Source organism: Bacillus cereus group sp. BfR-BA-01347 (assembly GCF_022663835.1).
In the GTDB taxonomy this organism is placed as follows: domain Bacteria; phylum Bacillota; class Bacilli; order Bacillales; family Bacillaceae_G; genus Bacillus_A; species Bacillus_A thuringiensis_K.
Map to the genome: position 1 here is coordinate 124,047 of NZ_JAKUGG010000009.1, position 25,709 is coordinate 149,755.

Here is a 25,709-nt window from a genome sequence, read left to right on the forward strand (position 1 = left end):
AAATGAATTGTTTGTGTTAAAGAATTTATTGCAATAGTTCGTAGGTGAAGGGAAATATATGATTTAAAAGGCGTGGAATTCCTATATAAAAAGAAGAAAGGGGGTCCAGCTATGGAAAAGACAAGATTAAAGTTAAATAATGCAACTATTGAAGGGGTTATAGAGACGTTAAAAGATGAAAATGAATGTTTACGTATGGAAATCGATTATTTAAAAAAGTTAAAGGCCTTACTTCAAAAAGAGAAGAAATTACAGAACAAGACTAAGTGGAAGTTCTAGTCTACCATTCTACGTACAATTATAGTAACGAGAATAGTCCGAAACAAATCTGTTTCGGACTAGGGGTTCAATATTTTATCCATTGTATTCAACATTTTTTTATAAAAATTTGAATTCTTATTCTGTTGATATAGTCAATTTGTTTTAAAACAGACCGTCTTAATGGGCGGTCTGTTGTTTGTTATGGTCGGCGACAGTTATTCTTTTACTCATCTCATATTATATTTAGTTTAAGAATTGAGAATAGAAGAATAGGATTAGAAAAATTAATGTTTTGCCAAATAATTTATTAAATATACTTAAAGGGATAAACAGTTCTCCTATTGTAAGGCTGTTGAGTTTATTCTTCTTTGGTCTTTTTATCAATTCTTTAAATGTTTGAAAGTTTATTTTATTAACGAAAGACCAATTTGGCATAGCTTTTGTATCTGAATCTATTTTGAAAATGATATGAATACTATGTGGGTGAAAGCCGCCTATACTTAAAATAAGCATAAATCCTAAAATAATGAACCAAGTCATTTTTTAGCACCTCCTTTCAGTATTTAATATTAGGATATTAATAACGGTGAGGAAGTGTGCTATTGTCCATGAAAAATATTGAGAAATTGTTGAGGAAACGTTGAGACTGTTGCAATGCAATCGATCGTAGGATAGTTAACTATGCTTGTCCTGTTATATTTGTTAAAAAAGGAAAGAGAACAGTTGCGTAGACTGTTCTCTTAAGGAGCGGAAGTGCTGAACATAAGTGCTGAACATTTTTCAATGACAATGATTCAAGCCTTCCAATTATAGTGTGTACAAATAATTACAATTCATACAAAGAGGCAGGTGTAAATTATTCATACATTAAAATTACTTTATTATAGATTGAGTGTATTACAAAGTACAAAGAGCACTTTTCAAAAGTGCTCTTTGTAAGGCGTACATTAAGGACTTGAAAGAGGCATCATTGTTAATTCGAAAGGAGATATCTATATACAACATATGAAGATGATTTGAAAGGGTGACGATAAAAACAAAAAGACCAGTAAGGATGTACCGATTTCTCAGCTTCAAGAAATTGGAGAGGGGGGATTTATATTGTTAGGGAATTTTTTGAATGCTATTCCATTATAATATTGATAAACTATGCAGATGAATAATAAGAGTGAAGTTGTAAATTTATCATCTATAGTGTAATCTTCACCATTTGAAATAGGAACTCTTAAAATCTTATCCTGAGAAACTAGATGCCATCAATCATGTTGATAATCAAGTGCTTCGTCCTTTGTAGAACCTGGGGAGGCATATGCCGCTGTAATTCTTCAGTAAACGTAAGCATTTAAAGATTCATTAAGAAATGCTATCCCTTCCTATAATTCTACAGAAGGGATAACGTTTTTTGCTTTATGGGTGGTATAAAACTTTAGATTGATAGCGCTGTGATAATGCCCCTTTTTTAGAGTCATCCTATCAGCATGTTGAAGAGTAGGAGATTACTTGCAAGAATCTTGGAATTATTGCAACCGTGCTGTGTTATAATTCTAAAGTACTGACATTTCATGTAGGACTTATAGATGTCGGTTTGACATATGAAATGTAAAATCAATCCGTCATTTTGAAGGTTCAGGCTACCAATATTTAAACTATTATTCGAACTAAAAGAAGTACAAGGAGGAAGGTATATCTATTAAGATAGTGTGATATACCAAATTAGAAATGAACATTAAATTTAATAAAAAAGTAGTAGCATTCACGGCAGGATTAACGGTATTATCTTCACCATTGGTATCGTTTGCAGAGGAACAACAATCAGTAAACAATAAGCAACCTACAAACGTTCAGGAACAAAGTAAAACAACATCAGATGAACAAGCTTTAAAAAGTATTGAAGCTAGTTTTGAAGGGGTAGATGGACGTGGTGGAGGTACTGTCGACAAGAAAAAAACAGACAGTCTTCAACGTTCAGAAGGTATTCATGAAGAAACAGGTACATTAACTGTTCCTAACAATTCAAACAGAACAAAACGTAGTCTATCTCCCATATCACCTAGCACCTCTAGTACAATAAACGGTGTTCCATTCACTGAATGGATTGTTCCAGCAGGTAACGATAATATTCGTCCTCAAAACTACATGAGTCCAAAGTATATTACAATTCATGAGACTGATAATACAAGTGTAGGAGCAGGTGCTAGAAACCACGCTCAATACCTATATAACCAAGCAGTAGGGAACACAGACCGAGCTGCATCGTGGCATTTTACAGTAGACGATAAAGAGATTTATCAACATCTACCATTAAACGAGAACGGATGGCACGCAGGAGACGGTGATGGTCCAGGTAATAGAGAATCTATTGCAATTGAAATCGCAGTTAACAGTGACGGAAACTACAGTAAAGCGGTAGATAACGCTAAGAAACTTGTAGCTTATTTAATGAAAGAAACTGGTGTACCGTTAAATAACATTGTAAAACACCAAAAATGGAGCGGTAAAATCTGCCCTGCTAACATGATTAATAATGGGCAATGGGATGTATTCGTAAATAGCGTTGAGGGGTATTATAATGATCTTTATCAACCAAAAGATGACATTACAGGAGGTTGGTATGAAGAAGCTATTCGAGAGTTAAATAGAAGGGGTATTATGATAGGGGAAGGAAACGGAGTTTTCGCACCCAATAGAGCGATAACAAGAGCCGAATTTGCTCAATTAATCTCTAACTCTCTAAACCTGCCAGCTGGAGATGCTTCATTTAAAGACCTAAACGATGCAAATTCAACTTTACGAGATGGTATTAAACGTACTGCAAGTGCAGGTATCATTCAAGGTAGAGGAGATGGTTATTTTGACCCAAACACACCTATTACAAGAGAAGAATCAGCAATTATTGTAAACAAGGCTTTACAGTATAAAGGTATATGGGGACCAGTTGTAAACCTACCATTCTCAGACAAAGACCAAATTAGCTATAAAGAAGATGTACAAAGATTGTATGGCTTAGGTATTGTCAAAGGTAAGGGTGAAAATCAATACGACCCTAAAGGAACAACAACACGTGGTGAAACAGCAACATTCATTCTAAATATGCTACAAGTAATTGAAAATGGTAGTGTTGAAAAGGTAGTTGGAACAGCTCAAATTAATGGTATTGGGGTAAATGTTCGAAGTGGGTCAGGTACAAACTATTCTATTGTTAGAAAGACAAGTAAAGGCGAAAAAGTTACAGTATATGAAGAAAAGAATGGTTGGCTAAGAATTGGAACAGGTCAGTGGATTTATTATGACTCTAGTTATATCGACTATAACAGATTATAAAAAACTAAATACTTAAAAGAACAGGTCATATTTGGATATATAACTTACTCTCAGGTTGTGAAGAAGACTTTCTCCACAACCTGTTTTTGTGCCTGGCCCCTATATTACCTATCAATACTGATGAAAAGAGGAGAAGGAGAGATTCATTATGGTGCTGGAATTGGGAAATCATCGTAATTAGCGTGTATGCAATTAAAGGCTAATGTTTTTGTGATAATTAAGTGGAGGTCACTATACGTACCTATTCAGCTCATATTTTGAAATAACTTAAAACGAAAAAATGAACTGTATTGTTACAAGTTAGCACAAAATTTTGTTCTGAGGGTACTATAAAACCTTCGCTTGATAGTAAAGAGATAACATTAACTTTGTTGTCCAGAATTGATTGTGCTAGATGTGGGTAGATTCGAAATTTATAGGCTTTATTAATCATCACTTGATTCATCTTCATTTTGGTATGTGTCTTCTTGGTTAAAATCATAAAAAATGCAAAAAGAACTTGTAGGCATCACTACAAGTTCTTTTTTAGATAATATAAAAAGGTGAAACAAACTATCTCATTACTCGTAACAGGGAAACTATCTTACTTAAGGCTTGGTTTCATTATATAACAAATATCAACATGTAGCATTTTAATGCGTGAAAATTATGTGAATTCGCAAATGAAATTTCATCTCTATTCCTTAAAAATTCCACTTATTCGTTTTTTAACTCCTTTAACTCAACGTTGAATAGATTAACAATATTTGCTAAAATAATATTATTAAAATGTAATATACAGTAATTTGTATGATGGAAATTAAAAAATTTACATATCATTAATTGAACGCTTAGCCGCTGATTACTGGAGTAAGGTAAATAACGAATTACATTTAATATACAATTCGTTCTGTAGCATAAGATACGTAATTAAGACATTTGATAGAAATAGAGTGCGAATAATGAGAAAGATGCTGACTTGTGGGTTACACTAATCAACTTGAAATGTTATGGGGGTGTATAAGTACTACAGCCAAAAAGTGATCTGCAATGAATATCGAAGAGGCTTACGCAAAGTTATATGAGAGTCTATGTGCGAAGGGAAAGGATAACGTTTATAGGAGGAAGCATAAGGGGGCAATTTAATATATGTAACGGGGGAATAATATTATGAAATTTAATACGAAATTATTAAAGAAATTACTTTTATTAAGTGCAACGTCTGTATCAATTTTCAGTGCCTGCTCTGTAAAGGAAGATGGGGGTTACGATCCTTATAAGAAACAAGACTCTATAGAAGTCGCAAAGGTCGAAGAGGAAAAGTCTAATCCACCTAAGGTTGAAGAGAAGAAGTCCAATCCGCCTAAGGTCAAAGAGGGTACAGAAGAACCTAAGAAGAAAAAAAAGGTACAACAAGTGGAGGAATCTAAGAATAAAGATGAGGAAACCAATGACAAATATCCGCATTATAAAGATGTACATGAAGACGGATCAACAGTATCACTAGAACAGTATAATCGAATCAAGGTTGGAATGTCTGCGGACAAAGTCATAGAGATAGCAGGAAAGCCTGGATCCAGTGAGACAACTAAATTGTTCTCTATCTACATATATTTAGGTCACGGTGGACACGGTTCGATGACTATAAAGTTTGATTCTAATAGAAATGTAACGAACAAAGAACAAGATGGTCTTAGCAATACTGCAGTTAAAGATGAGAAGGCTAGCAAAGAACATGAAGACCCTAATCCTGAATCTGTTAAGAAATCTAGTGCTATTATTCCAAACGATTTTTGCGGACATGGACATGACGAAACGAAGGAGCTAGCGCACGACTGTGAAAAAATTACTGATAAAAAGGCATATAGAAGATATCAACTACAACAAAAGAGAGAAGAGCGAAAAAGACAAATTAGGGGCGAAGAACAGGAATTAATTGATTATGATCAGGGGGATGCAGCTTACAAGGAGCAGCATCGTATATACGAAGAAATACAACGTAGAACAGAAGAAAGGGAATCGATTGACTACGATTACGATCAAGTTAGAGCTGTCAACAAAGAAAGGCAGCGTATGTACGAAGAAATACAAGAGTGAGATGAAGAAAAAGAGAGTAAAGTGGAAACTAAAAAAGCTAAATGGTACGAGGAGTACATTTTATAGGTAGAAATTTAAATTATTGAAAAACCAAAATATAGAAGGGAAAATAAAAGACACTAATTGGCGTCTTTTATTTATCGTTATTAATGAAAATTCACTGAGGATTTCTATTAATATTACAATATCTGGTTTTGGGATTAACTTATTAGAAAATGCTATTGATTTTATAACATTTGATAAATAACTAAAGATAATAAAAAAAATTCTTGATACAAAAATCTAAATTGTATAATATATAGGTATATTGTTATTTGTTGAATTCCGTTTATTCCCACGCCTTATGTGTTGTGGTTGAGTTGCAGAAGCAAGTGGTGTTCTTGTTTCAATTGTGAAAGGGCTTCTTTGAGCCGATTAGTGCATATATAGCTTATTTTGTTATGCGCATTTTTAATCGACTTGAAGAAGCCCTTTTTATGTTGTTTTCAAGTTGCAGGTGAGGTTATTTATGATTCATAACATAAAAAACAAAATAAAATAATGTTTGAATAGTATTAGTTGAACTAAAAGAGTAATCTAAAGAGCCGGATGATATATTAATTGATATAGATAAGTTATTAGAGAGTACGAATGAAGAACTACGATGTAAATTATGTGATGGTAGTTTATACAGGGGAAAAGGAAGAACTAAGTGATATGAATACTTGGATCTTCCTTTTTTATTGCAATTAGAAATCTGGTAAGAAAAATTATGCGTATAGACAATAGTTTAGTGACAGAACTTTATTAAAAATTAACAAGTAGAAGGAAAATGAAAAAATAGATTCAAAGATGAATAGTTTGAGTACGGTTAATTTACAAAATAGAGAGTAAAAAACCATGTTTACAATGGTATTTATAGGTCTGTTTTGATATGTACCTCTGATAGTTTGTAATTCTAGAAAAAAGAAAGAAAAAAATGCATGAATATATAGAAAATTTGAAGGGAATCTGCTTAATTTCTATACATTAGTTGAATCAAATAATAGATGACTAGGGAGTGTATAACATCCATTTCCCAGTTAAATTTTCTTAGATAAATAGCATGAAATACAGTATGTTCTCACTCATTTGTATAAGGATAAAATAGACTTTTATTTTTATGCAAATGAGTGAAACAGAACGATTCACCATATAAGAATATTCGACTATAATGAAACACTGTACGTCATTGTAATATTAAGATGTTTTAAGATTAAAGTGATTATTAGTCATAAAATATGAGTTTCGAGACCTCAGCAAAATATTGCAATGCTTTATATACATGAGATTGTAAAAATTATTTTATTAAAATTACTGGAGGCTGATGAAATATGATAATAGATCATATAAGCAACAATGTAGTAAAAAAATTGGAACAAACGGTGCGCTATGAAAAGAAACAGGTACAGGTATTACGTGTAAGTAAAAGTAGTTCTAATATGCACGCTTACATGATTTTCCCAGAATTTTCAGAGGTTAAAATTTCAAATACTGAACTGGATGAATATATAGAAAATCTATCAACAAGTCTGAAATATGTCATTGATCGCAAGTTAAATCAACAAGAAATTGAAAAACAAAATCATTCTTTCATTATGACGTGCGCAGTTGAGGAAGATGGTGTTATAGATGATGAAACGATTCATTTTAATACGACGTATGTTAAGCCACCTACACTTGCGAGTAAGGTATTTAAGCTAGTGTGTGGTTTAGGAAATCGTTTGAATAGCTTAAAAGAGTTACATATAACAGTATTAAATAATAATATTAATCGAATTGAAATAGAGTTTTATAATGAAAATGAAACATATGTAGCAGTAGAAAAAGAAGAAATTGCAAATGCGATTATGGGGGCATATACAAAAGCCAATATCTATTATTCCGCAGATCTCCGTTATGTTGCAGAAGGAAATGAAATCAAATTAAAGAGCATTAAGCCAAAATTAGCGGGTGATGTGTTGTGAAGCGAGAAAAAGGGATGATTGGAGTTTTATGTACATTTGTTTTTATGATCCTAGTACTCATACCTTTACATACAGCTCATGCATCTGTAAAAGTGGATTTTAATGAATTGAAAGGAAATGATGTTTCTTCATCTTTTAACGAAGGATTAAACAATCGAACAAAAACGACAGAGAAAGACGATTCATTTGGGTCATCAATTATACAAAAAGTTGAGGGTATGTATGCACCAGCTTTTAAAGTAGGGGTAAATATCTTTTCTATCTCTTTCATATTAGGTGTTATTGTCATGGTTATGGCGTTAATTACAAAGAATGGTCAATGGATGAAATGGGCAACAGGGAGTATGATTTTCTCGTTCGTTAGTATGATGGCAATGAGATTAAGTGTATATTTCTTATTTAGTTCGGATGTATTTTCGTTTATGAACATTTTTACGGATTTTTTAGACCTATTTAAAGCAACAGCACTTATTTTTACACCCTTTATGTTAATTGCAGGAATTCGTTTACGAAGAATTCATGAAAGTACAAAACAACCTGAGTATTATCGTTGGTCTAATCGCGTTATAACGGGATCTTGTTTACTATGTATGTTAGCCGTACTGGCTCCATGGTTATTTGCGAATATGTAAAGAAATATATATAGATGCAAAAGGTACTGAATGTTCATTCAGTACCTTTTATCTACCCATCTGATTTTTCCTTTCGTATTCTGCAAATATCTCCTCTGATATAGGGGATAATTCGTTCGATTTTTAATCGTTTTTTGTTGTAAAGGATTTCCATTTGTAGAATGAACACTCCTCGTAGTAGAGCTGGTATGCCTACAAAACAGACGAGGAAGATAGAAACTAAAATAATATTTAAATTAGAAATTCATACCTCGTATTTAATAATAACTTAATTTATTTTGATAGGAGTGCTTGTTTTGAAAAGAAATCCAGAATATACCGCTTTACGTAATTCTATCTTGATAGGTTGGCTGCTCACAATTATTGTTATGGGCTTATCTATCTATTTTTCTTCTATTATATATTTACTAATTGGATGTTTCATTTTGTCATTGAAATATGGATTAATGGGCACTATAAAAAATGTAGAAAAGCGTTTGCCAACCTGGGCTAATTTTGGAGTGATTGAAAAACCAGTGAATCGGAGGGTGACAAGACCGTTTCAATTTCGGGGCGGACTCATTGTTTCATTAGCATTAGGATTCATAGAGATGGTGATAAAAGGTTTATGTATCTCATATTATATTTTAGGATTAGAAACCCATGTATATCGTTTAATGCGTAGAAACACAAGAATGTGAAAAGGGGACTTAAATTATGAAAGTATTAATATTTGAATTAATTCTAATTGTGCTTCTGATACCGATAAACATTATGGTAAAAAAACATGCTCCAAAATGGAAAGGAAGAGCTGGAGAAAAGATGGTAAAACGTATATTAAGAAAATTAGATCACGAAAGGTATTGGGTGTTACATGATGTGGCGGTTCTTACAGAGTATGGTGATACAACTCAAATTGACCATATTGTTATTGCAGAAACAGGTATATTTGTTATAGAGACGAAGAACTACGAGGGTTGGATTTATGGAAGTGAGAAGGCAGCAAGATGGACACAAGGTATTTTTAGAAAGAAACACTCTTTTCAGAATCCATTTAGACAAAATTATAAGCACATGAAAACAATTGAATGGGTGATGGAACAACAGCTGCCGTGTATTTCTATTGCAGCGTTTCATCCAAAATGCAGCCTAAAAAGAGTAAATGTTCATTCTAAAGATAAACATGTCCTATATTATAACGATCTAAAAAAATGTATCGAATCCTATATTGATGTGAAATTAACAAAAGACGAGGTCGAGCATATTTACCAGACTATTTTGCAAGCAAATATTACTGATAAGGATACTGAAAATAAACATGTGAAGTATTTACAGAATAAGTTCGCTAAACAATAAGAAACGGAGAAAGGAACAATGTTATATATAATAGGATTTTTGGTAATCATCGTAGTAGTTATTCGTCTTAACGTGAAGTATTACCAGTTAAAAGGTAACCCAAAAGATTTTGTGATGAAAAAGAAGGATTAAGGATTTATTTTAGAAATAGAGGTAATAGAATACATATAGTATTTTAGCCATCATCAAAGGTCATAAGAACCGTTTTACGATCGATAAATACATACATTACTATATTTTATTAATGAATTTAAGTGATAAAATAAATAAAAATAAACAGGAGGTTTAGTTGTGAAAGAAGTGTTAGATGTGGAAACGTATTTAAAGAAAATGAAGAATCAGAAAATAAATTATGATAAAGTATTAAGAAAAATGATTAATGATTGGGAAGCAAGGAACGAAAGACCAAAGGTGTTACTTCATTCATGCTGTGCTCCTTGTAGTACTGCTTCATTGGAATTTCTTGCAGAACATGCAGATATTACGATTTTTTTCTCGAATTCGAATATCCATCCGAAAAGTGAGTACATGCGACGCTCTAATGAACAAAAGATCTTTGTAGAAAAGTTCAATGATCGTACTGGGCACACAGTAGGATTTCTTGAGGATGACTACCGTTCAAATGTATTTTTTAAAATAGTAAAAGAAGAAGGTTTGGCAGAAGAGCCAGAAGGCGGGCTTCGTTGTTCAGCTTGTTTTGATATGAGATTGGATCGTTCAGCTGAGGTAGCACAAGAAAAAGGTTTTGATTACTTTGGGAGTGCCATTACTCTTTCTAAAAATAAAAATAGTCAATTAATAAATGAACTTGGAATCGGTGTGCAAAAAAATTATGATCCGCGTTATTTACCAAGTGATTTCAAAAAAAGTAATGGATATCAACGTTCAATTGAAATGTGTAATGAATATGATGTTTTCCGTCAGTGTTATTGTGGATGTTCATTTGCAGCAGAGAAACAAGGTATAGATTTAAGATCGGTGAACAAAGATGCAATACATTATCTGAAAGAAAATAATCTTAGTTTAAAAAAATAGATTTAATGGAGAGAAATTCGATGTAAGATTAACCTATGATTTACATACGAAACGCATTATGTTTCTAAAGGAAAAACGTAAAAAGCTAAAATAGTTCGGGAATAACTCCTTACTGGTTAAAGTTCTAGAGAAGTAAAAACCAATAAGGAGTGTTTTCTTAATCTCGCATTGCCCCTGCCTCTCGGGAAGTCATTGCTCCTTGTCCTGCTCTTACATCATTTTGAATTTCTTGTTTCACTTTTTGTGCATCTGTTTCAGCAAAATCTGGTTTCATAACAGAACCAGGACTTTTTATAGCTTTTTTACGATCTTGCATACAAACCCTCCTCGATTTAACATTTAACAATCTTAGTATTTACAAAAATACACTCGGTATACTCCGAGTAGTATATTGTTTATTGAAGAAAAAATTGATTACTATAAGGTGGTAGAGGAACATAGGGAATAACAATCTTCCATTAATATCTCTCTCAAAAGTTTAGAGAAATATCTGAGGGGAAAACGCCTTTCTCTCTGTGGAAATATAAAGGAAGAATAGTGTTTTTTAATTTTGGATACAATAGTCTAATTATGCAAATAACCACTTGTTAAGGTTATTAGTAAAAGTGGGATCCAAGAATGACTAAATAGGGAATCTAATAGATGGATATGGAAAAATTTAATTCAATATAATAAAAAACCTTTATTTAAGGCAATTAGACTTGCTTTAAATAAAGGTTCCATCAAAAAATCACTATCAATTGTTAGTTTAAAACCAAATTGAAGTGTATATATTTTATTGGGAAATCGCTTTATAGACATCAAGCAAACCATTACCAAAAAAACTTTTATTAGTAGGGGTATCATTGCTAACTCCATTTTTATAAAGATATCTCACGGCCTTATCTGGATTTTTTTTAAAATTATTTTTATCAATAATTAATGCTAAAGCACCTGACACTTTTGGAGCGGCAAGTGAAACCCCTATAGAGAGAGCATAGCCACCACCAGGGGCGGTAGTTAATATTAGTTCTTTTAACATTAACTTATTTTTTACCCACTGTTCTAAACCATATTGCTGAAATAATCTATTATCTCCTCCAGGTGCAGCAATATCTATAAAACTTTCACCATAATTTGAAAATAAGGAGAGTAATTTAGATGGACCAACAGATGAAACTGTTACTATATTTGGCAACTCAGCAGGAACATCTAATACTTCTCCAGTAAATGTTATCCCAGTATTTTCATTTTTTTTTCTAAAAAAATCATTCATTTCCTGCTTGTTAGTAACATCAAGAGCATCATTACCAGCCGCAGCAACTATAATACTTCCCTTTGATTTAGCATATTTAATGGCTTTTCTATAAGCTTTAATTTCGGATAATTCCTCACTAGATTCACCGTCTGAAGAAGATACTATACCATTGATGAGGTATTCGCCTAAACTTAAATTGATAACATCAACATTATCTTTCGCAGCTTCAACTATGGCTTTAATAACCCAAATAGCCTCACCTGCTCCATTACCAAACACTCTATACATTTTAATTCCAATACCAGGAGCAACCCCTTTCATAAAACCATTAGCTGCAACCTGTCCAGCAGTAAAAGTTCCATGTCCTCTTAGATCTATTAGGCGATTTAATTCACCTGTTTCTTGAGATTCTTGCTCTCTAAATCCACCTTTAGGTACTAAATTTTTAGATCCAGGTGAAATGTTATCTTTTAAATCAGGATGATTTATATCAATGCCTGAATCAATGATACCAACAGTTACATTTTTAGTTCCTGGATATAGTCTATAGCTATCACCATTATGGGTTACTTGTTGCATATCCCATTGATTCTCCCATATTTCATTTAAGGGTAGGGGGGAAGAGACATTGGTTGCTACTTCTCTTGAATTAAACGATTGTAATGACTTATTATATGAATCTATATTAGGATCCGAATGAACAATATTCATTGCTTTTTCGGTAGCTTTCACTTGTATAACACCAATCTCTGGGACACTATAGACTACTTGCATATCATATTTTTGAAACTTACTAACTAGTTTTTGGTTATTTTCATAATTCTTCAACATTATAGTATAATATTGTGATTTATTTTCAGCATGAACTGTAGTAATAGGTATGAAAGTTCCGGAAATCAAGTTAATTAACAAAAGGAATTTAATTATTTTTTTCATAAAATCACCTCTTGATATATTATGTATAATCCTTAGTTTACTAAATCGTTAATGAAAAGAGATGTTAAGGGAATTAGTGATTTGAAAAATTTATTCACTTTGATATCGATAAAATGTATTTTAGGAATAAGTTCATTAGAGAAGAGAATTAAATAAAAGGGAATGAGTAATTAAATATATAAAGTATTTAATTACTCATTCCTATGATTTCAAATTTAAATTATAAATCTTTTTTTGCATATACTTTCAGAGATATTATCATTGATATAAAACCAATAATAATTGAGATGAAACAAGGCATCCATGTTAGGACAGTTGGTGAGAATGGAAAAATACTTTTGAAATCAATATCACTTGATTGTAGTCCCCTTATAAGAGTAGGAGCAACAAAAGGTATTAAAAAAGCAGTTAAAAGTGATATGATTTTGGTTTTGTCATAACCAAATTTAAACTGAACAGGAAGTAGTACACCAAATAAAATACTTAGAGTTAAAAAAGTTATTCCAAGAGCGCTAGCGCTCAGGCTTTCTATACCCGATGGTGCGACAACTGAAATGATTATACGGATAATAGCTGCACAAATAAAAATTACAAAAAGAAAAAGGTACTTCGCTTTTACAAATGCGCTTCGTGTGTATGGGGTAGCACAAAGTAAAGCCGCTCCCTTGTACTGATCCTCAAATTTGGATACCGTTCCGAACAAAATATATTCCATCAAAATAACGGTTAAAAGAAAGCTAACAAGACCGCCATCGTTTAATTGTAATTGTGAAGAAAGATAAATAGGAGCTATAGCAGCAAAAACGAGTAAGATTAGAAAATATTTTTTGACTAACAAAAAGTCTTTCATCACTAGGTTAATTAACATGGATGTTCCCCCCAATATATGAAAGCATAATCTCCTCAATAGTTGGTCTTTCTATTAATACATCAGGCATGAGTCGACGTACATCATCTTTTTTATTAGTAATCCCTTCAAATCCATAGTGAGTTTGATGTAAATTTAAAAAAAGAGGTCTTGTTTGTTTATTAATTAAGCGGTTGTCGCCCTTTACCAATGCATGTGTATCTATTAAAACATCTTTTTCATCATTTACTAAAACTTTTCCATCATCAATTAAAATAATCATATCAGCAATTTTATCTAAATCAGATGTAATATGAGTGGAAAAAAATACGCTTTTCCCCGGCTCTTTCATGAAATCAAGGAGAATATCCATTAATTCACTCCGTACTAATGGATCCAAGCCACTTGTTGGTTCATCCATTATTAATAGATCTGCATGATGGGATAGGGCTAATGCAACTGCAAATTTCATTCGCATTCCTTTGGATAGAGTAGAGATTTTTTGTTCTAGATTTAAGTTAAACTTTTTAATATAATTTTGGAAAACTGTTTCATCCCATTCAGTGTAGGATGGAGCAATAACATTTTTCATTTCCTTTACTGTTAATTCATCATAAAAATAGCCCTCGTCTAGCACAATACCAATTTTGTTTTTAGACTTTCTTTCATGCTTATCCATATCTTTTCCTAGAAAATTAATTTTCCCAGAATCTTTTAAAATAAGACCCAAAATCGCTTTAATTGTAGTGGTCTTTCCAGAACCATTTGTACCGATAAATCCTGTTATACAGTCTGTATTAAGTGAAAAGGTAACATCTTTTAACGAAAAATTTCCGTAAGATTTATTTAAATTATTTACTTCTAACACAACATTCATTTTTCATTCTCCTCCTCTAAAATTAAATCTAAAATTGAATGGAGATCATCTGCATGAATACCTATACTACGAGCCATTTGACAAACTTCAGTAAGTTTAACTTCTACCATCCGGCGTTTGGACTCCATTAACAACTCTAAATTTGTAGGAGCTACATAGGTCCCTTTTCCAACCTTTGTAATAATAAAGCCTTCTGTTTCTAATTCTGCATAAACTCTTTTTGTAGTAAGTACACTTACATGTAAGTCGTTAGCAAGTGAGCGGATTGATGGTAATTGTTCACCCTCTTTTAATTCATTGTTAAATATGGATTCCTTAATTTGCTCCTTTATCTGTTGATATAAAGGCAGACTTGATACATTACTTAAGACTATTTTCATTAAACAACCTCTCTATCGATGAGTGTTATGTTATGTAATGCACACCATACACACCATACACAGTTAACATTATAAATTATAAAAAGCAGTTTAACAAGATATACTGCGATTAAATAACTTTTCATAAATAAAATTTTTAGTATCAGTTAATAAAGATATTTGTTATTTTAAATAAACCAAAAAGAAAGTTTTGTAAATATATGTCACAAAATATTAAAGAAACACACACAAAATGTTTGAAATTTTTTGATTGTTTTTAGAAAACATAGGGAGTTATACTTTAGTCGCACCACACAATACAGAAAAGGGGGTAGGTCAAATGGAAACACCAGTAGTACAACCAAGGGACTGGACTTGTTGGAGTTGTTTAGTATGTGCAGCATGTTCTGTGGAATTATTAAATTTAGTTACTGCGGCAACAGGGGCTAGTACTGCAAGCTAATATCCTTTCAGAAGTTTTTTGGTTAAAAGCACTAAGAGAATGAGCACTTTTGGTCAAATTAGACTTTCTAGGAGAAAAATAAATAATCAAAAAGGAGATGTTCTAAATGGAAACACCAGTAGTACAACCAAGGGATTGGACTTGTTGGAGTTGCTTAGTATGTGCAGCATGTTCTGTGGAATTATTAAATTTAGTTACTGCGGCAACAGGGGCTAGTACTGCAAGCTAATATCCTTTTAGAAGTTTTTTGGTTAAAGGCACTAAGAGAATGAGCACTTTTGGTCAAATGAATTTTCTAGAAGAAAAATAAATAACCAAAAAGGAGATGTTCTAAATGGAAACACCAGTAGTACAACCAAGGGATTGGACTTGTTGGAGTTGCTTAGTATGTGCAGCATGTTCTGTAGAGTTATTAAATCTAGTTACTGCGGCAACCGGAGCTAGTACTGCAAGTTAAAATTTAAAAATGTGAGAGTGTTTATGGTGAAATTAAATTAGGACTTATTCTAATGACAAACAGTTATGTTAAGAATAAGTCCTATAAATTTATCGAAAACGAGTATGGGATTTTGGTAATACATAAACTAAAAACAAATTTAAATTTTATAGGAGATGATTAAAGTGAATGGCTATTTATTTTGGAAAGAAAAGCTAGAAATAAGAAAATTCACATCAAATTATGAATCTATGTTGGTAGTTCATAAAAACCCAAACGAAAGCGCTCCCACACTCAAAAACGAAAATACATTTACGATAAATAAAACCGCCACTGAAATTATTGAGTTAATTGATGGTACTAAAACATATGGACAAGTTGTATCTTTCTTGTCTTTAAAATACAGTGAAGATCCAATAAGTATTGAAAAGAAATTAAATGCATTTTTAAATAATGTATCCAAAGTTTACAATATGAACATTGGTACGCAAGAAGAACCTATAAATGTACCAGTTAATTTAATTGAAGAACAGACTATATATCCAAAAGTGGCTTCAATTGAAATCACAAACAGATGTAATGTAAGATGTCGTCATTGCTATGGAGATTTTGGAGCAGTAAAGCCAAAAGTAATGAGCTTAGATCAAATAAAATCCTTATTAGATGACTTAAATAATATAGGAGTGAAATTAATTGAACTTACGGGCGGTGATATAACAGTACATCCAAATCTAAAAGAGATATTGTTATATGCACTTAACTTGGATTTTTCTCAAATAACACTGTTGACCAATGGTATAGCTCTTTCTGATAAAGTTATGGACATAATAATAAAAAATAAGTCGAAAACATTTGTGCAAATTGATATGCATAGCTTAGATGATAATTATTTGACTTGGTTCTTTAAAGTTCCTAATACACTTCATAAAATTAAAAATAACATAATGAAATTAGCCGAAAACGATGTTCGTTTGCGGATCGCCACAATAGTTACACATTTGAATGTGCACGAGGTAGAAGATATAGCTGAATGGGTACATAATTTAGGGATTGATAGTATTGGGGTATCTCCAGTAATACCCATGGGAAGAGCCTTAGGATGTAGTGATCTTTATTTAAATGAAGAGGATGTTAAAACATATGGTGAAGCATTGTTGAAAATAAATAAAAAATATCCTAAATTTGTTTCATTATATGAAGGTGCGCGCGCTGAGATTAGGAATTGTGGTGCAATAACATCACATATTGTGATTGCGCCTGATGGTGAAATTAAAATGTGTACTATGCATAGTTTAGATGATTTGAAAAACAGTATAGGTAATGTTTTTGAACAGAATATTAAAGATATTTATGATGAAAAATTCAAATACATTAATGCATTTTTTAACTTACAAGCACCTCAAATGGACTCTGAGGAATGTAAAGAGTGTGAAAATAAACGTTTTTGTAGTACATGCTTCTTAAGAAGCTTTATAAAAGCACAAGAAATTGGCGATAAATGTAAATGGTTTAAAAATCATGTCCCTGAAATAATTAAGGAGCCATTAATGGTAGGGCAAAATTAGTATGATTGGATGAGATGAATATTGTTAAGTTTCTGAGGATAAACCAATATAATTCCATAGATAATGCGTCGGGATAAGGTCTTAAGATATCTATGGAATTATATAAACCTCATTATATTGATTCGTAAATTAATATAATAAATAGACAAAGGAGGAGAAAGAGGGTGAATAAGAAGATAAATAAACAAGATGAAATTCAAATTTCTTATAAAGAGTTATTATTTTTATATCAGTATTTGAAAAATACAAAAAATTTGTTAGCTTTTGGTTTAATTGGGATGGTTATAGCTTCTTTGATTATCGCACCGATACCATATATTATTGGCTACATTATTGATAAAGTTATACTATTAAACAAAAGCTACGATCAATTATTAAAAACAACTCTTATACTCTTATTAATTTATTGTATTAACTATTTAATATCGATAGGTTATGAGTATTTATTTACTCGTGTACAACAAAATGTAGTTAATGAAATTCGATTATCTATGATAAGTAATATTATAGATGCGCCTCTTTCTTATATTAATCAGAAGGAGAAAGGTTACATTCTTAGCAGAATTGCTGAATCTGGTAATGTAAGTGCATTATTTTCTCCAAATTTATTAAGGGTTTTTTCAGGTATATTCGATTTTTTCTTTGCTTTATTTATAATGTTTAATTTAAGTGTTAAACTTACAGGTATCATAGTAATTATTATCCCAATATATTTTATAATATCCAAACATTCATCTAAAATGATATCAAAAAGTACCACAAACGTATACGAGTCATCGGCAGTATTAAACGCAGAAATGTATGAAACCTTAAATGGAATAGAGGATATAAAATTATTAAACGGTAAAAATATACAAACCAATAAGATTAAGAGTAAATTAAATAATGTAATTAAAAGTGCGCTAAAACAAAGTTTACATTTTATTTTCTTTATGCAAAATTTAATAGTAACAAATAACTTTGTTACAGTAATAGTATTACTGGTATCAGGTATTTTAATTTTACAAAACCAGCTTACTATAGGGGTGTATACTTCATTTTCAATTTATATGGCTAAACTTCTTGCGACTACCCAAGCTTTAGGCAGCTTAGATATAACTCTAAAACCCGTGTGTATTAGTATTAAGAGAATTAAGGAGTTCTTCAATTTAGATGTTGAAAATACACTAGGTACAAATATAATGAAAGAACCAATTAATTCAATAGAATTTAAAGATGTTTGTTTTAAATATAATGGAAATAGTGATTTGATATTTGATCATTTAAACGTGCAAATTGAAAAGGGTGACAAGTTATTAATTGATGGTATAAATGGATCAGGAAAATCTACCTTTATAAAATTATTAACAGGTTTATATCAACCTGAAAGTGGAAAGATATTGATAAATAATATTGACTATAACTTAATACATAAAGAAAGTGTTAGAGATAGAATAGGTATAGTTTCACAAAATATATTTTTGTTTAAAGGAACTATATTAGATAACATATTATATGGACAAACAAATAAAACGAAAGAAGATGTAGTTAAGTTAATGAAAAGGTATCATTTAACATCACATCTCAACAGATTTGAGAATGGATTAGATACTATAATTGTACAAGATGGTTCCAGTGTTTCAGGAGGTCAAGCACAATTTATAGCCTTTTTAAGGGCTATCCTCACAAAAAGGGATATAATAATATTAGATGAAGCAGCATCTAATTTACATATTGATACAAGAAATCTTATGTATGAGATACTTCAAAATTATAATCTTTGTAATATATTAATTATGATTTCACATCAGCAAGATGGCTTGTATTTTCTCAATAAAACATTAGAACTTACACATGGTAATAAAAGAGTTGCTTTAAATGGTAGTATGCTTTAATCATCATGCTTTCATAGAAGGGAGCATCCTAATTATGTCAAAAATGAAACTTATTAATTTTGATACATATAGAAATTCAATAGTTTTATTTGAGAACACTGGCGAGATTATATCAGTGTCAGCTCATTTTCAATTTTTTGAAGGAAGTGAAAGCTATATTCAAGGTTTTATTGATAATGAAGAAGTTATTCACTTTAAATCTAATAATCCTGGTCCAAATATTTCTATATATCGATTTACGCCTAAGAATATTACCAAATTAATTATATCAAGTGAAAATAGAACACATGGAATGGTCACATTGTATACTTCAGAAATATAGCTAACATCTAAATTTTTTAATAGTTAATACGATGAAGTCTTGGATTAAGATCGCTTGTATAACATTATTTGTTTTTAAATAGCAGCTATATAATCAAAAAAAAGGAATCCTTTATTATAAGGTATTCCTTTTTTTGATTATAATATTAAATTTATTATAGGGCTTCTTTACCCATCGGCATTTAACTAAAGCGAAATTGTAAACCTAAAATAACATTATCCTTTCCTATAATTCTACAGAAAGAAAAGTGTATTTTTTACAAAATGTATGTGATGTCACGAATAATTAAAAAGGTATTCAATAAAAAAGCTAACTGCCGCATTTAAACATATTGAAAGTAACTAATTTAGTTATATATCAATCAACCACGTCCAGCTTGGAAAGATGGATATAGCGACATACCACCATCAGCAAACAGTGTAATACCTGTTACATAGCTCGCTTGTGAAGAAGCAAGCCATGCTGCTACCGCTGCAATTTCTTTCGGTTCTCCGATATATCCCATAGGAACCATACTTTCAACATCGGCACGTTTTTCTGGATCCGCAAATTTTTCAGCATTAATCGGCGTATTCATAGCACCAGGCCCAATATTATTTACACGGATTCCTTTTGGTGCATATTCTAGTGCTAATGTTTCTGTCATTTGCTTAACACCACCTTTACTTGCTGCATAGTGTACAAATAATGGCCATGGAATTTGCTCGTGAACGCTTGACATATTAATAACACTACCTTTAATATCATGCTCAACAAAATATTTAATTGCTTCCCGGCTCCCTAAGAAAGCCCCTGTTAAATTCGTAGCAATTACCTTATTCCAATCACTTAATGGCATTTCATGTGAAGGTACTGAATTTTCAATACCCGCATTATTAATCATGACATCCAGTGTACCAAATTCTTTCACAGCAGATTGAACGAGATTGATAACATCTGATTCAACTGTTACATCTCCTTTTATTGCAATCGCTTCTCCACCTGCTTGTTTAACTACTTGTACTACTTCATTTGCTTCTGATTCGTTTGAATAGTAATTAATTACAACTTTGGCTTGTTCTTCTCCAAAACGAATTGCCATCGCTCTTCCTAATCCTGTGGATGCACCTGTAATAACAACAACTTTCCCTTTTAAATCTGTATACATAATTTTTTCCTCCTTTTTATCCTTTAGCAATTCCTAACATAATGCCAGCTGCAATAATGAAGATAATTCCAATGACAATCGCAATAAATTGTCGTTTTGTTTTCTTTTCACCTAATATAAAAATTCCACCTAAAGTTGAGATCACAATCCCCATTTGGGAAAGGGAAAAACTTGTTGCCACCCCTACACGCGGCTGGGAAATAAATAAAAACATATTTCCTGCTGCCCAAATTAAACCAGGAATAATATTGCGAATCGCATATTTATTAAATGGTTGATTCTTAAAGGTTAGTAGAATTCCACCTAACACCATACCAATGGCTTGTGGTAATAACGCTGACCATCCGTCTATACCGAATAGGCGGATAATTACCACATATAATAAGTAACCAAGAGTTGAAATTAATAACATCACAATCCCTTTTTTGAAATTTCCTGTTTGTTCATCGTTTTTCTCCTCTTTGCTTTGGAGAGATGTGAGAACGATTCCGATTATGATACAAAGAAGTGCCAGAACACCTAATACAACAGATGTTGTTGTTGACCATTCATGAAATACAATGACCCCAAATAAAGTAGTCGAAACTAATTGCATCCCTGTTGAAATAGGCATTGTTTTAGAAACCCCAATTAAATCAATACTTTTCAATTGATTGGCTTGTCCTAATGCCCAAAATAGGCCAGATATAATCCCGATAATTATCACCACGGGCGTCAAAACAGGTTTTATAAAAATATAAACACCGATAGAAAAAACTAAAGCGCCAAGGGTAGTCCCAAGTATTTGACTGTAAGGACCACCTCCTAGTTTAACGTTGAAGAGTACAATACTTCCCCAAAATAAGGCTGGTAAAATCGCTAATAAAATATCCATTTTTCTAACCTTCCTAAAACATATTTATTAAGTTGAATGCTTGTACGAGACAGTATCTTTGTGTCAAGGGAATTATTTTAGAATAAGAGAAGTTTTTCTACCCGTAATATTTGTTTACCCAAAATAAAAGAAAAATAACATTATGTTGAAAAAGAAAATAACTAGCACGAAATAAAAAAGGTTATTAGAAAAGAATATGACCAATACAATTTCAAGTTTTGAAAATAGGAATAATGGAGAAAAACTTGATGCAAAATTAAGCTATGTTATACAAAAACAAAGCATTATGTTTATACATGAGAAAAAGAAGTAATATCGTAAAATCTTTAATTTCGTATATAAAATTAATAAGAAGTATGATATGATGAAAGTAACAAAATACTTCTAAAACTATCTTGCAAAAGGACACACCTACGCATACATATGCGATAGGTGTGTCCTTTTTTATTTGTTTTTAAGATTTCAAGACTGAAAAGGGGGATGTATATTGTGTACCAGTAATATAGCATCTACTAATGTTTCTTTTGAAAAATTGAAAAGTCAGGAAGAGAATGAAAAAAACATAGTGTCAATATGCCCGAATTGTAAGAAACGCTCATTTAGAGCACTTTATAATGATTATCCAAAATGGATACAGTATTGCCTATGTTGTAATTATCGAGAAGTAAATACAATAGAGAGTCCGTTTGTTTATTAGATGTAGCTATTTACGTATTTTGATTAGGAGGAAGAATTTCCGATATGAAAATATGAATTAAGGCTATTTGTATAACATCATTTGTATTTCAAATGACAGCATATAGCAATTCGACGCAAACAAAAAATGATTCGAGACCTGCCCAAGCAGTACAAAACGGAATACAACAGCACGTAGAAGAGAAAGGTATTGTTGATATTCCAGGGGATTATAAGGGGAAATTAAAAGACTTAGAGACCGTTAAAGGGAAGGTATTATATATAAAAGACGGAGATACAATAGACGTAAACGTAAAGGGGCAGAAACAGATGGTAAGGTTACTGTTATTAGATACCCCTGAGTCTGTATCTCAAAAAATTCCACCACAAAAGATGGGAAAAGAACCATCTTCCTTTTTAAAGAAACAGCTAGAAGGGAAAAGTGTAACATTTGTTTATGATCGGGGACCAAAAGAAGACAAATACGGTAGAAAATTGGCTTATGTATTTTGCGATGGAATACACATCAACGAATTAATGGTCAAGTCGGGTTATGGGATTATAGCCTATATTTCTAGACCTAATACTACAATTCTATCTGAAATGAAAGAAGCAGAAAATGAAGCAAAAGAATCAAAGGTTGGCGTATGGAGCATTAAAGGCTTTGTAGATGAAAAGAACCAGCATTATAACCGTAACGATGCAGCTTAAAACCCTAACCCATTGCAATACAAATATTTGTGCAAAATGGAGGTTTTTTGAATGAATGAAAACAAAAGAAATATGCTCTTATCCTTTATCATTTCAATTTTATTTATTTTCGCGAGTCTATTGCCATTTAGTAATAATGAATATGTGTATGTTATCTCCAAAATTGGTGCTGCAGCAGGTGTAATAAATATTGTGATGATGAGCGTTTTCTTGTATTTTCAAAGCAAAAAAACGGGACATTTATTAAATTGGTAATTAAAGCTAAATAGTTTTCCTTACTCGTATCCTTTTAAGTTTGGTAAGGAAAGCCGAAAAGGAGTGTGAAAGGTGAGTCAAGTACCTGGATTTTTAAAGTTTGTTTTAGCGAAAGAAAGACGGTATGTATATTTAGTTGTAGGAGAAAAGAAAAACAAAAAAGTACATACACACATGGTATATAGATTTGGTTCGCTAGAAAAAGCATTAGAAACCATGTACGAAATGCGTGGTGATTTTGAAAATCTTTTTCCTCTAGAATTAAAAGAGAGGGGATACGACTGAGAAGATATCAATGATTGGATACTTTCTATTGAAACAGGGTACTCGAAACACGGAAATAAACTAGTCATATACTAGCAAATGTTTTGTATTTTAAAAAATAGGTGAGGCGAAAATAAGATGTTGATCATTCAAAAGTATCACATTGTAATTGCTTGGACGATAGCTACTAGTGCAATGTTAATTAGTTTGTTTTTTAGTGAATGGATGAAGCTGCCGCCATGTGATTTGTGCTGGTACCAAAGAATGGCCATGTATCCATTAGTATTAATATTGGGGGTAGGGATATATAGAAAAGATTCGCACGTAAGCACGTATGCATTTCCATTTGCGTGTATCGGTTTAATGTTATCTGTATATCAAATTACAATTCAAGCGTTTCCTAATAGTGAGATGCAGATTTGTTCAGTAGGAGTTTCTTGCACAAAAGATTACTTAAATTTATTCGGTTTCATCTCGATACCTATGCTATCTTTTGTTGGATTTTTAGCTATCATAATACTTCTATATATTAAATCTGAGAGAGACAAAAGAATAAACAATACAGCGATTATGAACAATATGCTCGAATAAACAAAAAATACCTATAAATAGATAAAAAATATAAAGAAATTAAAAAAGGAGAAATAAAAAATGACAACAATGCAAGTAAGTAATGAAATGTACAAAATTCCAGAGGCGGATATAGAACTATTAAAAATCATGGCCCATCCAGTTAGATTACAAATTGTGAAGGAGCTAGAACACCACAAAATTTGTAATGTAACACAGTTAACAGAGCTATTAGATGTTCCTCAATCTACCGTATCTCAGCATTTATCTAAAATGCGTGGAAAAATTCTTCGCTCAGAAAGAAGAGGATTAGAGATGTATTATCATATTGTGAATTCCAAGGCATGTCAGATTGTCGGAGTATTAGGTATTTAATTCTAAATCGAAATAGGATGATAGAAAGAGTGTCGTTAAATATAGCTGCAAAAGATGATGTACTGCAGAATGATAAATTCACAAGCTTAAAGTTTAGTCCTTGTAATAATGGAGGAGCTGACTGTGGTGAAAAATTGATATAGAGGTTACTAAAAAAGAGTGCAGTACATGTCTGCATTCTTTTTCTTTGTGCCATAGCTATAATAGATAAAGTATTTTGTTTTGTATGACTCTGAATAGGGCATACAGTGTTTTGCTATGCGAAAATGATATTTTCGACTTTTTAAGCAAAGGGGATAATTAGTTTATTGATGTGTATAGTATGAATTAAGGTTTAGAATATTCTGTGTCAATATTATCAATTTACTATAGTTTCCAATTATGTAAAAATAGAATTGATTATAATTTTCCGTAAATATTAGATTGAAAACTATTATAAGGGGAATGTGAGTATTTATAGCTGTTTATAAACGATGATTGGGGATACAGACAATAGGGTGATCAAGTACTGGTAGAATTTATCAAACAAAATGAGGTGACTTTAACTTGAGAGAAATTGCAAAAAAAGTAAAAATGATACGTTTACAGGAGGAGCATTCCGGGCTTAATGCAGACGCAGAACAGTATTCTTCCAAGCGATGTAAAATAGAAAGAGAGGATATTAATTTAGAAAAAAATAGAGTTAAAAAACGAACTCAAAAATTTCAAACGTCAGAAGAAAAATGGGACATAAAATGTAAAAAAGCAGTACAATTATTTAATCAAGGAGAGGAATATCCAACTATTGCAAAAAATATGAGGTGCAATGTGAGTAGTTTGTATAGAGAACTTAAGAAACGGGGCACATTACAAACACCAAAGCAGGTAGCAGTATCTAAATCATTAAAATCACCCATAACATCAACACGAACAAAAAAAACAAATTTTGAGAGATATAAAGAATATTATATGTACAAATAGAAGAATTCATGGCTATAAATCTATACTTAATTCTTTAGTGTTAAAAAGCTCAGATTATAAAAGGTACAATGAAAAAATGCATGTTTAGCAGCAAATCTTCTTACAGTATTGATAGAGCATCTTTTTATTTTTTAGGATATTTTTACATCGAACAAATATTGAAGGCTATTACCTGTTGCTTAGATCATAAAAATATTCATAAAACTAAATCCTTACTTATATTTGTTGAGTAGTTGGTTAAGAAGAGTTTTTTTGCAAATGTTAAAATAAGAATACTTTGTCCAAAGCAAAAGAATCCCCATGTCATAAAGGATTCT

Annotated in this window: 28 protein-coding genes and 3 pseudogenes; 21 read left to right on the top strand and 10 right to left on the bottom strand. The window is 31.6% G+C overall.

Annotated features, from left to right (window positions below):
- The first annotated feature begins 111 nt into the window (after nucleotides 1-111).
- Entirely contained in the window at nucleotides 112-279 is a 168-nt protein-coding gene (locus MR143_RS15370; RefSeq protein WP_000416165.1) for a hypothetical protein, read from the top strand.
- 225 nt (nucleotides 280-504) lie between these two features.
- On the opposite strand, the gene MR143_RS15375 is transcribed toward MR143_RS15370, so the two are convergent.
- Both MR143_RS15375 and MR143_RS15380 read right to left on the bottom strand, forming a co-directional pair.
- On the bottom strand, nucleotides 505-801 hold the full coding sequence (locus MR143_RS15375) for a hypothetical protein (protein WP_000219735.1): 297 nt from the start codon (nucleotides 799-801) through the stop codon (nucleotides 505-507).
- A 641-nt stretch (nucleotides 802-1,442) separates the two neighbouring features.
- Nucleotides 1,443-1,556 (bottom strand): annotated as a pseudogene (locus tag MR143_RS15380) (DUF3221 domain-containing protein); the annotation flags it as partial.
- Between the two features lie 424 nt (nucleotides 1,557-1,980).
- Here MR143_RS15380 and MR143_RS15385 point away from each other — a divergent pair.
- The 4 genes from MR143_RS15385 (at nucleotide 1,981) to MR143_RS15400 (ending at nucleotide 8,275) form a co-directional block, all read left to right on the top strand.
- Nucleotides 1,981-3,582: an S-layer homology domain-containing protein gene (locus MR143_RS15385; RefSeq protein ID WP_131250473.1), complete on the top strand. Its 1,602-nt coding sequence runs from the start codon at nucleotides 1,981-1,983 to the stop codon at nucleotides 3,580-3,582.
- Nucleotides 3,583-4,731: 1,149 nt separating this feature from the next.
- Nucleotides 4,732-5,658 (top strand): outer membrane protein assembly factor BamE, encoded by a 927-nt coding sequence (locus MR143_RS15390; protein ID WP_131250477.1) that lies wholly within the window; start codon nucleotides 4,732-4,734, stop codon nucleotides 5,656-5,658.
- A 1,352-nt stretch (nucleotides 5,659-7,010) separates the two neighbouring features.
- The gene (locus MR143_RS15395) at nucleotides 7,011-7,643 is read left to right on the top strand and encodes a hypothetical protein (RefSeq protein ID WP_000582596.1); all 633 of its coding nucleotides are present in this window, start codon (nucleotides 7,011-7,013) and stop codon (nucleotides 7,641-7,643) included.
- A complete protein-coding gene (locus MR143_RS15400; protein WP_000817900.1) occupies nucleotides 7,640-8,275 on the top strand; it encodes a hypothetical protein in 636 nt (211 codons plus the stop codon). The genes MR143_RS15395 and MR143_RS15400 overlap by 4 nt, the downstream gene beginning before the upstream one ends.
- A 48-nt stretch (nucleotides 8,276-8,323) precedes the next feature.
- Here MR143_RS15400 and MR143_RS33215 read toward each other — a convergent pair.
- Nucleotides 8,324-8,516: pseudogene (locus MR143_RS33215) on the bottom strand (hypothetical protein); the annotation flags it as partial.
- 55 nt (nucleotides 8,517-8,571) lie between these two features.
- Here MR143_RS33215 and MR143_RS15405 point away from each other — a divergent pair.
- From MR143_RS15405 to MR143_RS15415, 3 genes are all read left to right on the top strand, one after another.
- Nucleotides 8,572-8,955: a hypothetical protein gene (locus tag MR143_RS15405; RefSeq protein WP_000828138.1), complete on the top strand. Its 384-nt coding sequence runs from the start codon at nucleotides 8,572-8,574 to the stop codon at nucleotides 8,953-8,955.
- A 16-nt stretch (nucleotides 8,956-8,971) separates the two neighbouring features.
- The gene (locus MR143_RS15410; protein WP_199717968.1) at nucleotides 8,972-9,610 is read left to right on the top strand and encodes a nuclease-related domain-containing protein; all 639 of its coding nucleotides are present in this window, start codon (nucleotides 8,972-8,974) and stop codon (nucleotides 9,608-9,610) included.
- Between the two features lie 300 nt (nucleotides 9,611-9,910).
- Nucleotides 9,911-10,645, top strand: a complete 735-nt coding sequence (locus tag MR143_RS15415; RefSeq protein ID WP_374265970.1) for an epoxyqueuosine reductase QueH — start codon at nucleotides 9,911-9,913, stop codon at nucleotides 10,643-10,645.
- A gap of 157 nt (nucleotides 10,646-10,802) precedes the next feature.
- Here the strand turns inward: MR143_RS15415 and MR143_RS15420 are convergent, their stop codons facing one another.
- The 5 genes from MR143_RS15420 to MR143_RS15440 form a co-directional block, all read right to left on the bottom strand.
- A complete protein-coding gene (locus MR143_RS15420; protein WP_001153998.1) occupies nucleotides 10,803-10,961 on the bottom strand; it encodes a hypothetical protein in 159 nt (52 codons plus the stop codon).
- A 459-nt stretch (nucleotides 10,962-11,420) separates the two neighbouring features.
- Nucleotides 11,421-12,818, bottom strand: coding sequence for a S8 family peptidase (locus tag MR143_RS15425; protein ID WP_109140490.1), 1,398 nt, complete (start codon nucleotides 12,816-12,818; stop codon nucleotides 11,421-11,423).
- Between the two features lie 220 nt (nucleotides 12,819-13,038).
- Entirely contained in the window at nucleotides 13,039-13,686 is a 648-nt protein-coding gene (locus MR143_RS15430; RefSeq protein WP_000906771.1) for an ABC-2 transporter permease, read from the bottom strand.
- Nucleotides 13,676-14,542 (bottom strand): ABC transporter ATP-binding protein, encoded by an 867-nt coding sequence (locus MR143_RS15435; protein ID WP_001103609.1) that lies wholly within the window; start codon nucleotides 14,540-14,542, stop codon nucleotides 13,676-13,678. The genes MR143_RS15430 and MR143_RS15435 overlap by 11 nt, the downstream gene beginning before the upstream one ends.
- On the bottom strand, nucleotides 14,539-14,922 hold the full coding sequence (locus MR143_RS15440) for a GntR family transcriptional regulator (protein ID WP_000706800.1): 384 nt from the start codon (nucleotides 14,920-14,922) through the stop codon (nucleotides 14,539-14,541). Before MR143_RS15440 ends, MR143_RS15435 begins: the two co-directional genes overlap by 4 nt.
- A 319-nt stretch (nucleotides 14,923-15,241) precedes the next feature.
- Between MR143_RS15440 and tucA (MR143_RS32970) the strand changes: the two genes are divergently transcribed.
- From tucA (MR143_RS32970) to MR143_RS15455, 6 genes are all read left to right on the top strand, one after another.
- Nucleotides 15,242-15,364, top strand: a complete 123-nt coding sequence (tucA, locus tag MR143_RS32970; RefSeq protein ID WP_000449799.1) for a subclass IId bacteriocin thuricin17 — start codon at nucleotides 15,242-15,244, stop codon at nucleotides 15,362-15,364.
- A 106-nt stretch (nucleotides 15,365-15,470) separates the two neighbouring features.
- On the top strand, nucleotides 15,471-15,593 hold the full coding sequence (gene tucA / locus MR143_RS32975) for a subclass IId bacteriocin thuricin17 (RefSeq protein WP_000449799.1): 123 nt from the start codon (nucleotides 15,471-15,473) through the stop codon (nucleotides 15,591-15,593).
- 105 nt (nucleotides 15,594-15,698) lie between these two features.
- Nucleotides 15,699-15,821 carry a subclass IId bacteriocin thuricin17 gene (gene tucA, locus MR143_RS32980; RefSeq protein WP_000449799.1) on the top strand — a complete coding sequence of 41 codons (123 nt, stop codon included), beginning with the start codon at nucleotides 15,699-15,701 and terminating at the stop codon, nucleotides 15,819-15,821.
- Nucleotides 15,822-15,976: 155 nt separating this feature from the next.
- Nucleotides 15,977-17,365, top strand: coding sequence for a radical SAM/SPASM domain-containing protein (locus MR143_RS15445; RefSeq protein ID WP_002197114.1), 1,389 nt, complete (start codon nucleotides 15,977-15,979; stop codon nucleotides 17,363-17,365).
- 164 nt (nucleotides 17,366-17,529) lie between these two features.
- Entirely contained in the window at nucleotides 17,530-19,239 is a 1,710-nt protein-coding gene (locus MR143_RS15450) for an ABC transporter ATP-binding protein (RefSeq protein ID WP_242280843.1), read from the top strand.
- Nucleotides 19,240-19,273: 34 nt separating this feature from the next.
- On the top strand, nucleotides 19,274-19,561 hold the full coding sequence (locus MR143_RS15455) for a hypothetical protein (RefSeq protein WP_000041405.1): 288 nt from the start codon (nucleotides 19,274-19,276) through the stop codon (nucleotides 19,559-19,561).
- Nucleotides 19,562-19,922: 361 nt separating this feature from the next.
- Here the strand turns inward: MR143_RS15455 and gdh are convergent, their stop codons facing one another.
- Together gdh and MR143_RS15465 are read right to left on the bottom strand one after the other, a co-directional pair.
- A complete protein-coding gene (gene gdh / locus MR143_RS15460) occupies nucleotides 19,923-20,708 on the bottom strand; it encodes a glucose 1-dehydrogenase (protein WP_109140488.1) in 786 nt (261 codons plus the stop codon).
- Between the two features lie 16 nt (nucleotides 20,709-20,724).
- On the bottom strand, nucleotides 20,725-21,582 hold the full coding sequence (locus tag MR143_RS15465; RefSeq protein ID WP_242280844.1) for a GRP family sugar transporter: 858 nt from the start codon (nucleotides 21,580-21,582) through the stop codon (nucleotides 20,725-20,727).
- A 487-nt stretch (nucleotides 21,583-22,069) separates the two neighbouring features.
- Here MR143_RS15465 and MR143_RS33220 point away from each other — a divergent pair, with 487 nt between their 5' ends.
- The 7 genes and pseudogenes from MR143_RS33220 to MR143_RS15495 all read left to right on the top strand — a co-directional run bounded on the left by MR143_RS33220 (nucleotide 22,070) and on the right by MR143_RS15495 (nucleotide 25,392).
- Nucleotides 22,070-22,279: a hypothetical protein gene (locus tag MR143_RS33220; protein WP_000337626.1), complete on the top strand. Its 210-nt coding sequence runs from the start codon at nucleotides 22,070-22,072 to the stop codon at nucleotides 22,277-22,279.
- A 92-nt stretch (nucleotides 22,280-22,371) separates the two neighbouring features.
- Complete coding sequence (locus MR143_RS15470; protein ID WP_109140487.1) at nucleotides 22,372-22,968, top strand: thermonuclease family protein; 597 nt, start codon at nucleotides 22,372-22,374, stop codon at nucleotides 22,966-22,968.
- A gap of 51 nt (nucleotides 22,969-23,019) precedes the next feature.
- Complete coding sequence (locus MR143_RS15475; protein WP_001004894.1) at nucleotides 23,020-23,223, top strand: hypothetical protein; 204 nt, start codon at nucleotides 23,020-23,022, stop codon at nucleotides 23,221-23,223.
- Between the two features lie 72 nt (nucleotides 23,224-23,295).
- Nucleotides 23,296-23,583: pseudogene (locus MR143_RS15480) on the top strand (hypothetical protein).
- A gap of 42 nt (nucleotides 23,584-23,625) precedes the next feature.
- Nucleotides 23,626-24,078 carry a disulfide oxidoreductase gene (locus MR143_RS15485; protein ID WP_000905546.1) on the top strand — a complete coding sequence of 151 codons (453 nt, stop codon included), beginning with the start codon at nucleotides 23,626-23,628 and terminating at the stop codon, nucleotides 24,076-24,078.
- Nucleotides 24,079-24,138: 60 nt separating this feature from the next.
- Nucleotides 24,139-24,432: an ArsR/SmtB family transcription factor gene (locus tag MR143_RS15490; protein WP_000210390.1), complete on the top strand. Its 294-nt coding sequence runs from the start codon at nucleotides 24,139-24,141 to the stop codon at nucleotides 24,430-24,432.
- A 546-nt stretch (nucleotides 24,433-24,978) separates the two neighbouring features.
- Nucleotides 24,979-25,392: a hypothetical protein gene (locus MR143_RS15495; RefSeq protein WP_242280845.1), complete on the top strand. Its 414-nt coding sequence runs from the start codon at nucleotides 24,979-24,981 to the stop codon at nucleotides 25,390-25,392.
- The last annotated feature ends 317 nt before the right edge of the window (nucleotides 25,393-25,709 follow it).